17 protein-coding genes are annotated in these 12505 nt (G+C 31.3%); 4 read left to right on the top strand and 13 right to left on the bottom strand.

Translation table 11 applies throughout. The annotated features are described in order from the left end of the window. Positions 1-131: 131 nt before the first annotated feature. Positions 132-422 (bottom strand): T9SS type B sorting domain-containing protein, encoded by a 291-nt coding sequence (locus LG45_RS05910; RefSeq protein WP_035125307.1) that lies wholly within the window; start codon positions 420-422, stop codon positions 132-134. Between the two features lie 181 nt (positions 423-603). Here LG45_RS05910 and LG45_RS05905 point away from each other — a divergent pair, with 181 nt between their 5' ends. The 3 genes from LG45_RS05905 (at position 604) to LG45_RS05895 (ending at position 2176) form a co-directional block, all read left to right on the top strand. Next, entirely contained in the window at positions 604-804 is a 201-nt protein-coding gene (locus LG45_RS05905; protein ID WP_035125306.1) for a dodecin family protein, read from the top strand. Between the two features lie 90 nt (positions 805-894). After that, positions 895-1293, top strand: a complete 399-nt coding sequence (locus tag LG45_RS16040; protein ID WP_052087503.1) for a hypothetical protein — start codon at positions 895-897, stop codon at positions 1291-1293. 61 nt (positions 1294-1354) lie between these two features. Next, positions 1355-2176 (top strand): mechanosensitive ion channel family protein, encoded by an 822-nt coding sequence (locus tag LG45_RS05895; protein ID WP_035125305.1) that lies wholly within the window; start codon positions 1355-1357, stop codon positions 2174-2176. A gap of 1 nt (position 2177) precedes the next feature. Here the strand turns inward: LG45_RS05895 and tsaB are convergent, their stop codons facing one another. The 4 genes from tsaB to LG45_RS05875 are packed head-to-tail and all read right to left on the bottom strand — an operon-like array spanning position 2178 to position 5696. Continuing rightward, positions 2178-2837, bottom strand: coding sequence for a tRNA (adenosine(37)-N6)-threonylcarbamoyltransferase complex dimerization subunit type 1 TsaB (tsaB, locus tag LG45_RS05890; protein ID WP_035125303.1), 660 nt, complete (start codon positions 2835-2837; stop codon positions 2178-2180). A gap of 18 nt (positions 2838-2855) precedes the next feature. Further along, positions 2856-4166, bottom strand: a complete 1311-nt coding sequence (locus LG45_RS05885; protein ID WP_035125298.1) for an efflux RND transporter periplasmic adaptor subunit — start codon at positions 4164-4166, stop codon at positions 2856-2858. Positions 4167-4188: 22 nt separating this feature from the next. Then, a complete protein-coding gene (locus tag LG45_RS05880) occupies positions 4189-4368 on the bottom strand; it encodes a hypothetical protein (protein WP_035125297.1) in 180 nt (59 codons plus the stop codon). Between the two features lie 2 nt (positions 4369-4370). Then, a complete protein-coding gene (locus LG45_RS05875; protein WP_035125296.1) occupies positions 4371-5696 on the bottom strand; it encodes a TolC family protein in 1326 nt (441 codons plus the stop codon). Positions 5697-5851: 155 nt separating this feature from the next. Between LG45_RS05875 and LG45_RS05870 the strand changes: the two genes are divergently transcribed. Beyond that, positions 5852-7231: a DUF4403 family protein gene (locus LG45_RS05870; protein ID WP_035125294.1), complete on the top strand. Its 1380-nt coding sequence runs from the start codon at positions 5852-5854 to the stop codon at positions 7229-7231. 52 nt (positions 7232-7283) lie between these two features. Here the strand turns inward: LG45_RS05870 and LG45_RS05865 are convergent, their stop codons facing one another. The 8 genes from LG45_RS05865 to cyoE all read right to left on the bottom strand — a co-directional run bounded on the left by LG45_RS05865 (position 7284) and on the right by cyoE (position 12425). Next, entirely contained in the window at positions 7284-7544 is a 261-nt protein-coding gene (locus tag LG45_RS05865) for a hypothetical protein (protein WP_035125293.1), read from the bottom strand. Continuing rightward, positions 7534-8115 (bottom strand): DUF420 domain-containing protein, encoded by a 582-nt coding sequence (locus LG45_RS05860; RefSeq protein ID WP_035125292.1) that lies wholly within the window; start codon positions 8113-8115, stop codon positions 7534-7536. The genes LG45_RS05865 and LG45_RS05860 overlap by 11 nt, the downstream gene beginning before the upstream one ends. 1 nt (position 8116) lies before the next feature. Further along, positions 8117-8743: an SCO family protein gene (locus LG45_RS05855; RefSeq protein ID WP_035125291.1), complete on the bottom strand. Its 627-nt coding sequence runs from the start codon at positions 8741-8743 to the stop codon at positions 8117-8119. 10 nt (positions 8744-8753) lie between these two features. Continuing rightward, on the bottom strand, positions 8754-9416 hold the full coding sequence (locus tag LG45_RS05850) for a hypothetical protein (RefSeq protein WP_035125290.1): 663 nt from the start codon (positions 9414-9416) through the stop codon (positions 8754-8756). Between the two features lie 75 nt (positions 9417-9491). Beyond that, complete coding sequence (locus LG45_RS05845; RefSeq protein ID WP_035125289.1) at positions 9492-9842, bottom strand: cytochrome C oxidase subunit IV family protein; 351 nt, start codon at positions 9840-9842, stop codon at positions 9492-9494. A 19-nt stretch (positions 9843-9861) separates the two neighbouring features. Further along, entirely contained in the window at positions 9862-10896 is a 1035-nt protein-coding gene (locus LG45_RS05840; RefSeq protein WP_035125288.1) for a cytochrome c oxidase subunit 3, read from the bottom strand. A 42-nt stretch (positions 10897-10938) separates the two neighbouring features. After that, the gene (locus tag LG45_RS05835; protein WP_035125287.1) at positions 10939-11526 is read right to left on the bottom strand and encodes a cytochrome c oxidase subunit 3; all 588 of its coding nucleotides are present in this window, start codon (positions 11524-11526) and stop codon (positions 10939-10941) included. Beyond that, on the bottom strand, positions 11523-12425 hold the full coding sequence (gene cyoE, locus LG45_RS05830) for a heme o synthase (RefSeq protein WP_035125286.1): 903 nt from the start codon (positions 12423-12425) through the stop codon (positions 11523-11525). The genes LG45_RS05835 and cyoE overlap by 4 nt, the downstream gene beginning before the upstream one ends. Positions 12426-12505: the final 80 nt, after the last annotated feature.

Raw genomic sequence — 12505 nt, 5'->3', positions numbered from 1 at the left:
AGAAGGATGCAATAAGTAATAGTTGTCTGATAAATAATCAGAATAAACTGGTAATACTTCTTGTGAAAATGATTGCTTGGCTACTAATAAAAATACTACTAAATAAAATTTCTTAAAGTTCATTGTGTTATTTATCTTTTTAATGAGAAATGGGCTTTAAATTGTTTTGACTTTCCTTGTTCCATAAAGTCAACGGTAAACCAATAATCGGTTGATGGCATCATTTGTCCATTGAATGTTCCATCCCAACCGTCGCTTGTCGAACTGATTTGTTTTATTAGTTTTCCAAAGCGGTCAAATATATAAATTTTTGAGCTTGGTTGACCACTTAATCCTACAATATTCCAATTCTCATGGATTCCATCTCCATTTAACATGAAATTCAATGTTAACATTGGAGAACCGTAAAGTGATCTGTTCAAGTTTAAGAGAATGTAATTAACATTACATTTTCTGAAAATAATTTGACAATTAGCTAATTCATTTAAACTTAGGTAAAGCCAAAAAAAATATTATGTATTGAAACAAAGTAAATATAACGCAAAAATAGTTCAACATATTATAAAATTTGATATCTTTAATTAAACTTAAAATTTAAAAATCATGGCCGTATTAAAAGTAATTGAAGTACTTGCAAGCTCAGAAAAAAGCTGGGAAGATGCAACTAAAATTGCAGTAGAACAAGCTGCTAAAACATTAAAAAATATTCGTTCTGCTTATGTTCAAGATCAAAGTGTATCTGTGAGAGATGGAAAAGTTTATGAGTACAGAGTAAATTTGAAATTAACTTTCGAACTTGAATAATAACTTCTTAAGAAATAAAAATGTATATAAATTTACGCAACAAATGACAAAAAAGCGTATAATTGTAGTCTAATCAATAAAATAAACATCATGGGAATAGGAGGATTTTTTAAAAATTTATTTGGATCAGCAAAAGAATCTGTAAGTCAAGCCGCCGATAAAGCTGAAGATTTAGCAACAGAAGCCATTGCAAATGCAAAAGAAGCTGCAGCACCACTTGTTGATAAAGTAGAGGATTTTGCAGAAGCTGCTAAAGAAAAAGTAGCTGAATATGTTCCAGCAGCTAGTGAAGCTATTGAAAATGCTGTTGAAACAGTTAAAGAAAAAGCAAGCGAATTTGCAGATAAAGCAGAAGATTTTGCTGAAAATACTGTTGCAACTGTAAAAGAAAAAGTAAATTCGTTTACAAATGATGCTTCAGATGAAGTTGATGAAACTGTTAAAAAAGCAGATGATGAAATAAATAGAGTTGAGGAAGATGCTGATTAATTTCAGAAATATACTAACTTTGTAAAATTAAATCACGCATCTAGCGTGATTTTTTTATGCTATGAAGACACTTGAAATAAGCTCACTCAGTCAATACATAAGAGAATTTGTAAAAATTCTTATTGATTACTCGCCCAAATTAATCTCGGCGTTTCTTATACTTTTCATCGGATTGTATGCTATTAGAATCATCAATCGTTTGGTTAAAAAAATCATGGTTCAACGAGAACTTGATCCTACATTATCTAAATTTTTAGCCGATATTTTACTTTGGATTTTAAGAGTATTGCTTTTTGTAACATTTATTTCCAAATTAGGAATTGAAACTTCATCATTTGTAGCCATTCTTGGAGCAGCAGGTTTGGCTGTTGGACTTTCTTTACAAGGTTCGTTATCTAATTTTGCTGGAGGAATGCTGATTATTCTTTTCAAACCATTTAGAGTTGGTGATACGATCGAAGCACAAGGAGTTGTTGGAACTGTAACTGAAATTCAAATATTTGTAACCAAATTAATCTCGGCTAATAATCAAACGATATTGATTCCGAATGGCATTTTATCAAACGGAATTATTACTAATTTTTCCGTTGCTGGAATGCGAAGAATTGATTTAGTATTTTCACTTTCGTATGATACCGATATTAAATTGGCAAAAGAAATGGTAATGCAGGTTATGGAAAATCATCCTTTAGTCCTTAAAAATCCCGAACCCATTGTAATGGTAAAAGCTTTAACCGATAACGCCATTCATCTCGCTATTAGACCTTGGACCAATAATGAAAATTTTGGCATCGTTTCTTCTGATATTCTACAAGATTGCAAAACAGCTTTTGACAACGCCGGAATTGTTATTCAACCTTTTGTAAGAGATAATCCGAAGTAAATTATTTGGCAAACATAAAATCTTTAAGGTAATACGGTTCAAAATAAGCTACATCTTCAAAGTTGTTTTCTTCAAATTTAGTGAAAGAAATTGCGCTCATTTCGCTGGCCGATGGAAATACAATTTCATCTAGAAATATAAAGTTTGATTTATTCAAAATAGTCTTTGCCTTTTCATTACTATCACCAACAAAATAAACTGTTTCTGATATATTAGAAAAACTTTCTTCTGTTAAAATTTCGGCTTGAATCTCACGTATTTTTTCTTTATTTGAATTAAAAATAGCGCTGTACACTTCCATCCTTCTAGCATCAATCATTGGAATTATAAAGCCGTCTTTTTTATTGACTTTACTTGCCAAAACAAGCAACGTATCAACAGAAATTAGCGGAATTTGCAAAGCATAACAAAGTCCTTTAGCTGCAGAAACTCCAATTCGCAAACCAGTATAAGAACCCGGACCTTGACTCACCGCAATCGCTGATAAATCGTTAATCGTAATTCCAGCTTCGGCTATAATTTCTTCAATAAAAACATGGAGTTTTTCGGCATGAGAATAACCTAATTCTGCCGTTTCTTTACATAGAATAGTTGTTCCATTTTTAGCAATTGCAACTGAACAGTTTTTGGTAGCTGTTTCAATATTTAAAATATAACTCATGAAATTATTTTGAGATAATTACTTCTTTGCAGTTTTTGCTTTGTCTTTATCTTTCGAATTAGAAACTACAATTTTATCACCAGAATTTAAATCTTTTGAAACCGTATTGTATGGTCCGATTATTACAACATCACCTTTCTTTAAACCAGAGATTACTTCGATGTTAGTATCATCTTGAATTCCGGTTTTTACAATTCTGATTTTTGCTTTATTGCCATCTTTAACAAATACACATTCAAATTTCTTATCTGATTTTGCAGTTACTTTCTTATCATCGTTTTCTTCTTCTACAACATATTTTTTAGTTGCAGAAGTATCCGATTTTACAACAACCGAACTAATTGGCACACCAATAATTTTCTCTTTTCTTTTAGTAATAACATCAACGGTAGCTGTCATTCCTGGTCTAAACGGAGAATAAGTTGCTGGTTTTCCTTCTAATAAATCTTGGTAAGATTCTTTTAAAATTCTAACTTTTACTTTAAAATTCGTTACTTGATCGGCAGTTGTTGTTGTACTTGCAGAGTTAGAAATACTTGTAACAATTCCTTTAAATTCTTTCTTTAAATAAGCATCAACTTCAACATTTGCAGAATCTCCAACACTAATTTTTACAATATCATTTTCATTAACATCAACTTCAACTTCCATGTTATTTAGGTTGGCAACTCTAAGAATTTCCGTTCCTGTCATTTGTTGTGTACCTAAAACTCTTTCACCCAATTCTACATTTAGCATAGAAACAGTTCCGTCAGCTGGAGCATAAATTGTAGTTCTACCCAAGTTATCCTTCGCTTCTTTTACAGTTGCGTTGGCACTTTGAACATTGTAATAAGCCGATTGTTTACTGGCAACAGCAACTTCATAAGCAGAAATAGCTTTATCCCAATCAGATTTAGAAATTATTCCTTTTTCAAATAATGTTTTGTTTCTTTCATAGTTGGCTTTAGCTTCTTTAAAAGAGGCATCGGCTTGACTCAATCCAGCTTTAGAAACAGACATATTAGAAATAGTTCTGTTGTAACCAGAAGTATATAAATCGGGATTGATTTTAACCAATAAATCACCTTTTTTAACCACTTGACCTTCTTTTACGGGCAAAGCAATAATTTCTCCAGAAACTTCAGATGAAATTTTAACTTCAATTTCGGGCTGTATTTTTCCTGTTGCCGAAACGGTTTCAATGATAGTGATTTCATCAACTTTTGCAGTTTCAACATCGGTGCCTTCGTCTCTATTGCCAATAGCTCCAGATTTTGACAAATAAATAGCAAGTGCTATCACTGCAACTATTACTCCTAATATTATAAATAATTTTTTCTTTGACATGATTGGTAATTTTATACTTATGTTATTTTTGTTCTGGTTTTTTATATGAATTATTACTTGCGTGCATTGTGACAAAAAATAATCCGAATACAATTGGTCTGAGAATATAAGATTTTGAATCGGTGAAATAAACAAATATCAAACCAAACAAAACTCCTAATGAAAATGCTTTTAGAACTTCTAAAAATATTCCCTTATCCATATTTATTTAAGCTGTGAAATTGGAATTCCAAAATAAAATTCTACTATTTTAACTTTAAAAATATAATCATATTTGGTTCTTAAAACTTCTGATTGTGCGTTTTCCAATGCAATAGTTGATTGCGAGAAATCGAAAGCATTTTGTAAACCAACATTGTATCGTTCTTTTGTAAAATTATAAGCTTGTTTTCTAGCCTCTAAAGATTTTTGTGCTGCTTCGAATGATTTTTTTGCATTAATCACATCATTATAAGCTTGATATACATTTCTTTCTAAATCTAATTCGGTTTGTTTTAACTGAAACTCTGAACGCTCTTGATTGATTTTAGCGCGTTTAACTCTACTTTTTGTTGCAAAACCATTAAAAATTGGAACATTCAATTGTAATCCAACAGCTGTTCCGTCAAATAATGATAATTGATCAATGAAATTAAAAATCGGACTTTCAGACCAACGCGTATTGTATCCTACAAAACCACTAAGTGTTGGCAAATAAGAAGAACGAGAAATAGCAACATCTTTTTTAGCTAATTCTACATTTGAAATAGCAATTTTCACATCTTTTACAGCTTCTTTTGCTTTGGCTAAAATAGCATCTTGCGACTCATTAATAACTGTTGAAACTGGAACATCAATTTCAGCATCTGCAATATCAAAAGTGCTGTATTCCTCTAATAAAAGCGTTTGACACAAAGCTATTTTAGAAATTAACAAAGTATTTTCTGTACTAATTATTTGTTGTTGTTGTGTTGCATCGGTAGCTTCCAATTCGAAAATATCTCCAGCTGGAACAGAACCTGCATTTATTAATTCCTGTGTTCTTTTTAAGTTTTCTTTGGTAACAAGATTTTGATTTTTTTGAACTTTAAGTTGTTCCTTATTGAATAAGATTTGTAAATACGAATTAGCAACAGAAAGTGCAATATCGTCTTTCATTTTATCTAAACGATACGTATTTGCAATTTTAGAAAGCTTACTTCTTTGCAAGTTTTTCCAGTTTACTAAACCATTAAAAATAGTAACACTAGAATTTAATCCCGCAGAAAAAGATTTAAATGTTTCGTTTTGAAATTGATTTGTAACTGGGTTAATACTTGCTCCAGTGTTGATGCTAAAGCTAGCATTACCATTTAAAGTTGGCATAAAACTACCAATTGCTTCTATCTTTTCAATATCAGATACTTTTAAATCCAACTCCGATTGCTTGATTGAAATATTATTTTTAATTGCATAATCAACACATTCCAGTAATGTCCATTTTTTAGATTGCGCCGAAACCGAAGTTCCAATCAAAACCATAAGAACCCATAAAATACTAATTTTCTTCATATTTATTATTTCAAAATTGAAACTAATGTGATGCAAATTTAAATCATTTTAACTCAAAAGAACTAAATTAACATCTTCTTATTAGACATAGGTTTTATTTTTTTGTTACATTCACACCAAAAAATAATTTAGAATTTTTATATCAAATTTTAAAAATGAAAAAAATCTTGTCTTTATTGAGTTTATGTTTTCTATTTGGATGTTCTACTAGCAATAAAATCGCGGCTTTAAAACCTATGCCTTCAGAAAATGTCCCTATGGTTTATAAAACTACAACTTCTTTTGTTGATATGCCAATGGAAATCACATTAAAAGAAATTGAAAACCAGCTAAATAAATCACTTTCCGGATTAATTTATGAAGATAATAATCTCGAAGACGACAAAAGTGAAATGAAGATTTGGAAAACTGGAACTATCAAATTAATTGAAAAAGACGGAAAAATTCAGTCGATTTTACCTTTAAAAATTTGGTCAAGATTTAAGTATGGAACCGATTTTATGGGATTGAACGACACGAGAGAAATTGATTTAAATGGAACAATTACATTGATAAGTGATGCCAAATTATCCAATTGGAAGATGAATACCACATCGAAAATTGAAGATTTCGAATGGAGTGAAAGTCCGACAATATTAGTTGCAGGAAAAAAAGTTCCGATAACATATATCATCAATCCAACTTTATCGATTTTTAAATCTAAAGTTGCTAAAAAAATTGATGATGCTATAGAAAAGTCTAGCGATTTTAAACCTTATGTTTTAGATGTTCTAGAAAAAATGAGTACACCATTTGTAACCAGTGAACAATATGAAACTTGGTTCAAATTAAATCCGATTGAGGTTTATGTAACCGATGCTGTTTTGAAAAAAAGCAAAATCGAAATGGAACTCGGATTAAAATGTAGCATGCAAACTATGGTTGGACAACAACCTAAAAACTCATTCAACAGAGAAACAGTGACTTTTAAATCGGTGACCAAAATGCCGAATAAAACAACGGCTTCGATTGCTGCAATTTCTACTTATGAAAGTGCTTCTCGAATTATTACTAAAAATTTTCAGGGAAAAGAATTTGGTTCTGGAAGTCGAAAAATTGTGGTTCAGAAAGTTGATTTGTGGTCTAAAGACGGTAAAATGATTATTGCACTTGATATGACCGGAAGCATCAACGGAACGATTTATTTAAGCGGAATTCCAAATTACAATTCGGTGACCAAAGAAATTTATTTTGATCAAATGGATTATGTTTTAAACACAAAAGGCATTTTAACAAAAACCGCTAACTGGCTTTTACAAGGAACTATTTTGAAGAAAATTCAAGAAAATTGTCGTTATTCAATTAAAGATAATTTAGCCGAAGGAAAGAAAAATATGCTTCCATACCTAAGTAATTATTCACCAATGAAAGGTGTTTTCGTAAACGGAACAATGGATGATTTTGAATTTGAAAAAGTAGAATTAACCAACAACGCCATCATTGCATTTATCACCGCAACAGGAAAAATGAATGTGAAAATTGATGGAATGGAGTGATTTTAAAAGGCAGTTTTCAGATTTCAGGCTGCAGATTTCAGATTGTTGGTTTTTAAGCAACTTTCTTTTTGCGATACATTCTGTAAACTACGTAGCCAACGATTCCAACTAAAACATATGGAATTCCCATAAGATAGACAATTCCATCGTTTACAGCTTCAGCTTTTACAGTGTTTCCTTCACTTTCTAATGCGGCACGACACATTGCGCATTGCGCATTGGAGGAAATTCCAGAAAAGAAAAAACAAATTCCAAAAAGAATTGGAAAATGTCTTCGTACTTCCAACTTCCAACTTCTGACTTTAGTTTGCATAATAAGGTGAGATCATTAAATATACAACAACTCCAGTGATAGCAACGTATAACCAAATTGGAAACGTAATTCTTGCTAATTTTTTATGCCTATCAAATTCACTTGCCAATGCTCGAACATAAGTAAACAATACCATCGGAATTATTATTATCGACAAGATGATATGTGTTATAAGGATTAAAAAATAAACCAATCGCATCGAGCCAACGGCTGCCAATTCTGTTGCGTCAACAATTCCGTTATGGTCTAAATCTCCAAATTTCGTTGAATCTGCCGACATGTGATAGGCAACATACATTACTAAAAACACAATAGAACAACCAATTGCAGTTGTCATTATGTTTTCATGAAGTTTTCTTTTTCCGTTTTTGATTGCGATAACTGCAGCAATTAATAATATAGCTGTTAAACCATTTATTGAAGCATAAATTGGAGGTAAGAACGATAATGGTTCTACGATTATTCCAAAATCTTTAAGCTTTACATTGAATAAAATTGCTACAACGATCGGAATTAATATTGAAACAAATATGATAGGTTTATTGAATTTTTTTTCTATTGAGTTTTCCATTTTATTCTTCTAATAATAATTTTATATCTTGCTTTATAGCGTTTACACCTTCTTTTTCTAATCCGTCGTAATACATTATTGGATTTCCTTGAGCGTCTTTTCTGCATCTAATAATTCCGTTCTTATCGACTAATGCAAAAAGCCCAGAATGCTCAAAACCACCTGCAACCTTTTCGTTTTGTCCTGCATAAATATTAAATCCTTTATTAGAAAGATCCATAATGTAAGCTTTATCTCCAGTTAGAAAATGCCAATTGGTAGAAGTCACTCCAAGTTGTTTCGCATGTGCTTTTAAAACTTCTGGTGTATCGTTTTCAGGATTTATAGATATTGATGCGATCCCGAAATTTGGATTTCCAAAAAAATCATTCTGCACTTCAATCAAATTTTTATTCATAATTGGACAAATTGACGGACAAGTTGAAAAGAAAAATTCTAGAACGTAAACTTTTCCAACGTAATCTTTGTTGGTGATTTTTTTATTGTTTTGATCAGTTAATTCAAATGTTGGAACTGGACCAATTTCGACCAAATCATTTCCTTTTAATCTATCAATAATTTTAGGAATGGCATAAATTCCGAAAATTAAAATTATAAATGAAATTCCTATGTATGATTTATTTTTCATTTTGATTTATTTACAATCCGTATTTTTTTCTATCGGCATTATTCTTTTTAAGAGCCAATCGGTATTCGGCAAGAATAATTCTAACGTCGTCTGTCATTTCGTTATGAAGTTCGGATACTAACGACGTGTTATAACCTTCTCTATATTCTTCTTCGTCTTTATTGTTTTTACCTTTTCGTCCTCTTAAGCTAAGCTCTTTATCGATAATATAAACGGTATTAGAACCTTTAGAAACATCAATCGGATTTTGCAATTTCATACTTTTATAAACTGCTTCAATCTCTTGCGGAGTTGCAAATACAAAATGCCAATTAGACATATTGGAAACTGCTTTTAATTTGTTTAAAACAACTTCAACTTGTTTTTCGGCGCCAACTGGAACAAGAATCACAACTTGAAAATCTTTAAACTCTCTATAGCGATTGTATATCTTTTGACTTAAATTAAAATATCCTCCACGCTTTTCATAGACATCAGTTCCAGCGAAACCGAGAATAGTAATTTTAGAAGCAAGTTTAACCGATTTATCATTCGTAGATTTCAACTCACCAAGTTCAGAAATTTTGGTTGTAATAACAGGTAATTTAGAAAAACTGTTTACGCCAGAAGCAAAAAACAAGTAAGCAACAATAGGAAGAATAAAGAGAACTATAAGTACTAAATTCTTTTTCATTTAGTTTGTATTTATTAGTTACAAAAATAAAAAAATCCCGACAGAATCGGGACTTTAATTTGAATTAATATAATGTTAAAAATTCCACTTGATTGTTGAATTTTTAAAAACCCCATAAATGTAATTTCCTTCTACAAGAAGTATAAAAACTAGATATATAACTAAGAAAATGACAGTCCAAACGACTGATCTTCTTAACGCTGTTGTTTCACCTTCCATGTGCATGAAAGCCCAAACAATATAATATGCTTTGTAAAGTGTAAGTAAAATAAAGATCCAGTTCAATAAATTCATGCCTAAAAAGTTAGTCATGTGTAAAGCTTCTGGCTTAATGATTCCAAGAATTACCTCAACAATTGTTACTGCCGATAGAAGGAAAAATACATTCCAAATTCTTTTTGTATTAGAAACGTGTTCGTGTGACATAATATATAATTTCTAAAAATTAAACTAAGTAGAAGAAAGTGAATACGAAAACCCAAACTAAATCGACAAAGTGCCAGTAAAGTCCAACTTTTTCAACCATTTCATACGATCTTCTTTTTTCATAAGTTCCTAAAAGTACATTTAAGAAAATGATGATATTTATTATAACTCCAGAGAATACGTGGAAACCGTGAAACCCTGTGATGAAGAAAAAGAAATCGGCAAATAATTTACTACCGTATTCGTTTCTTTCAAGATTTGCACCTTCAACAACTAAAACAGCATTAGCTAACATCTTTTCAGATTCTGCTCTTGTTAAAATAGTTTTATGTTTAGTATGAAATTCTCTATCATTTAATGTTGGATGAGCACCAACAGCAGTTTTTGCAGTTTCTTTATCAAAAATAACTTCCGTTCTAATTAACAAATCAGGATTAGATTTAAAACCAGCTTGAACTTCTGCAACAGAATACGTTGGCAATGCAGGTTCACTTCCAAACCATAAAGCATTTCCTCTAGTTCTTTGAACTCTATCTTCTTGCAATGTCGCAGCAAACTCCTCTAATTTTACTCGTTCGCCTTTTGCATTAACGAATTGTAGAATACTTCCTCCTTTAGTTTCAATTGCACCATATTCACCTTTAATAAAGTTTTTCCATTCCCATGCTTGAGAACCAACGAAGATTAAACCTCCAATGATTGTTAGAAACATGTAAAAAGCTACTTTTCCTTTATTCATATTATGTCCTGCATCAACAGCCAAAACCATTGTTACCGAAGAAAAGATAAGAATAAAAGTCATCAATGCAACATAGTACATTGGTGCATTTTGCCCGTGTGCAAACGGAAAGTGAGTAAAAACCTCATCGGCTAAAGGCCAAGTTTCGATAAATTTAAATCTAGAAAAACCGTAAGCTGCCAAAAATCCAGAAAAGGTTAATGCATCCGATACGATGAAAAACCACATCATTAATTTTCCGTAACTTGCTCCAAGTGGCTCGTTTGCGCCATCCCAAGTTTTTCCTACAGTATTAGTAGTAACTGTCGCTCCCATAAAAGTTGTTAGTTAAAAAGTTTTCAAATTTACGTTTTTTTCTTATTTAAAGAAATATAAAAACAAAAACAAATAAATCCACAAGAAATCAAGAAAGTGCCAATACATTGCACCAAGCTCAATACCAAGGAATTGACTCGAATTGTACTTTTGTTTAAAATGATTATAAATTATAATTAATAAAGAAATAATTCCGCCAGCAAGATGCGCAAGATGTGCTAAAACTACAACATACAAAAATGAAATAGTAATAGAACCTGCTCCACCAGCCGGAACCAATCCGCTTAAATACAATTGATTGAATCCTTCAAACTGAAAATAAACAAACCCAATTCCTAACGCTAATGTCGTTAAAAGCAGGATTGTTGTTAGATTTCTATCGTCTTTTTTTATTGCCTTTTTTGCTAGTATAAATGCAAGACTACACAATAAAATTAGTGCTGTACTGATAAAAAAAGGAGTCGGCATTACAAAATCTTTCATCCAATCACCTCTTGATTTACTCACCACGAAAGCACTTGTTATTCCGGCAAACATCATAGTCATACTAATCATTGCAAAAATCAGCAGTAATTTGTAGGAACGTCCTGTTCGCGCTTTATGTTCTTCGATTGACATTGCCATAATTATCTCAAGAATTTATCTATTATATAAATTAGTTGTAACATTGTGATATAAAAAACGCTAGCCAACATTAATGATTTTGCTGCTTTTGAAGTTTTTTCTTTTCGTAAACGTAAAGCATAATACAACATCCATAAGCCAAGCAAAAGTACTAAAACTGCTGCGATTTTCGAAATAAATAATTGACCTGTAAAACCTAAACAAGGTAATAAAGACGCAACAATTAACCAAACCGTGTACAATATTGTTTGCAATGCTGTTTTATCGTCTTTCTTTCCTGTAGGAAGCATGAAAAAACCTGCTTTTTCGTAGTCTTCGTATAAAAACCAACCGATTGCCCAAAAGTGTGGAAATTGCCAAAAGAATTGAATTAAGAATAACGTTCCAGCTTCAATTCCGAATTCTCCTGTTGCAGCAACCCATCCTAACATGAACGGAATTGCACCAGGAAAAGCTCCAACAAATACCGAAAGTGGCGTTTTTGTTTTTAATGGCGTGTATAAACTGGTGTATAGAAATATTGAAATCGCACCAAACATTGCTGTTTTTGGATTGATTAAGTATAATAAAACTAACCCGATGACAGTTAATAAACTTGCAATTAACAAGGCTGTATTTACCGACATTCTTCCTGATGGAACTGGACGATTTTTTGTTCGATCCATCAAGGCATCAAGGTCTTTTTCAATTACTTGATTGAATGCATTTGATGCACCAACCATGCAATATCCGCCAATGGTAAGCATTAATAATGTTGTCCAACTAAAAGGAAAAGAATTACTAAAACCCAATAAATATCCAGCAATAGATGAAAACAAAACACTAACAGCCAAACCAGCTTTAGTAATTTCTTTAAAATCGGTAAAAATAGATTTTAGTGAAAGTGTATTTGTAGTTGAATTCAATTTGATTGGTATTGTTTTTTAAATCTTGTGCAAAAGTAGTTCATCAAAAAGGATTTGACAAAAAACAATTGATAAAATTG

Source organism: Flavobacterium aquatile LMG 4008 = ATCC 11947 (assembly GCF_000757385.1).
GTDB classification, from domain to species: domain Bacteria; phylum Bacteroidota; class Bacteroidia; order Flavobacteriales; family Flavobacteriaceae; genus Flavobacterium; species Flavobacterium aquatile.
Note: the sequence above shows the minus strand (reverse complement) of the source record. Positions and strands in the feature narration are given on the sequence as shown.

Bases quoted from the DNA above. Each gene is read 5' to 3' on its own strand.
- LG45_RS05905 (WP_035125306.1), top strand. From the start codon at position 604: ATGGCCGTATTAAAAGTAATTGAAGTACTTGCAAGCTCAGAAAAAAGC.
- LG45_RS16040 (WP_052087503.1), top strand. From the start codon at position 895: ATGGGAATAGGAGGATTTTTTAAAAATTTATTTGGATCAGCAAAAGAA.
- LG45_RS05895 (WP_035125305.1), top strand. From the start codon at position 1,355: ATGAAGACACTTGAAATAAGCTCACTCAGTCAATACATAAGAGAATTT.
- tsaB (WP_035125303.1), bottom strand. From the start codon at position 2,837: ATGAGTTATATTTTAAATATTGAAACAGCTACCAAAAACTGTTCAGTT.
- LG45_RS05885 (WP_035125298.1), bottom strand. From the start codon at position 4,166: ATGTCAAAGAAAAAATTATTTATAATATTAGGAGTAATAGTTGCAGTG.
- LG45_RS05880 (WP_035125297.1), bottom strand. From the start codon at position 4,368: ATGGATAAGGGAATATTTTTAGAAGTTCTAAAAGCATTTTCATTAGGA.
- LG45_RS05875 (WP_035125296.1), bottom strand. From the start codon at position 5,696: ATGAAGAAAATTAGTATTTTATGGGTTCTTATGGTTTTGATTGGAACT.
- LG45_RS05870 (WP_035125294.1), top strand. From the start codon at position 5,852: ATGAAAAAAATCTTGTCTTTATTGAGTTTATGTTTTCTATTTGGATGT.
- LG45_RS05865 (WP_035125293.1), bottom strand. From the start codon at position 7,544: ATGCAAACTAAAGTCAGAAGTTGGAAGTTGGAAGTACGAAGACATTTT.
- LG45_RS05860 (WP_035125292.1), bottom strand. From the start codon at position 8,115: ATGGAAAACTCAATAGAAAAAAAATTCAATAAACCTATCATATTTGTT.
- LG45_RS05855 (WP_035125291.1), bottom strand. From the start codon at position 8,743: ATGAAAAATAAATCATACATAGGAATTTCATTTATAATTTTAATTTTC.
- LG45_RS05850 (WP_035125290.1), bottom strand. From the start codon at position 9,416: ATGAAAAAGAATTTAGTACTTATAGTTCTCTTTATTCTTCCTATTGTT.
- LG45_RS05845 (WP_035125289.1), bottom strand. From the start codon at position 9,842: ATGTCACACGAACACGTTTCTAATACAAAAAGAATTTGGAATGTATTT.
- LG45_RS05840 (WP_035125288.1), bottom strand. From the start codon at position 10,896: ATGGGAGCGACAGTTACTACTAATACTGTAGGAAAAACTTGGGATGGC.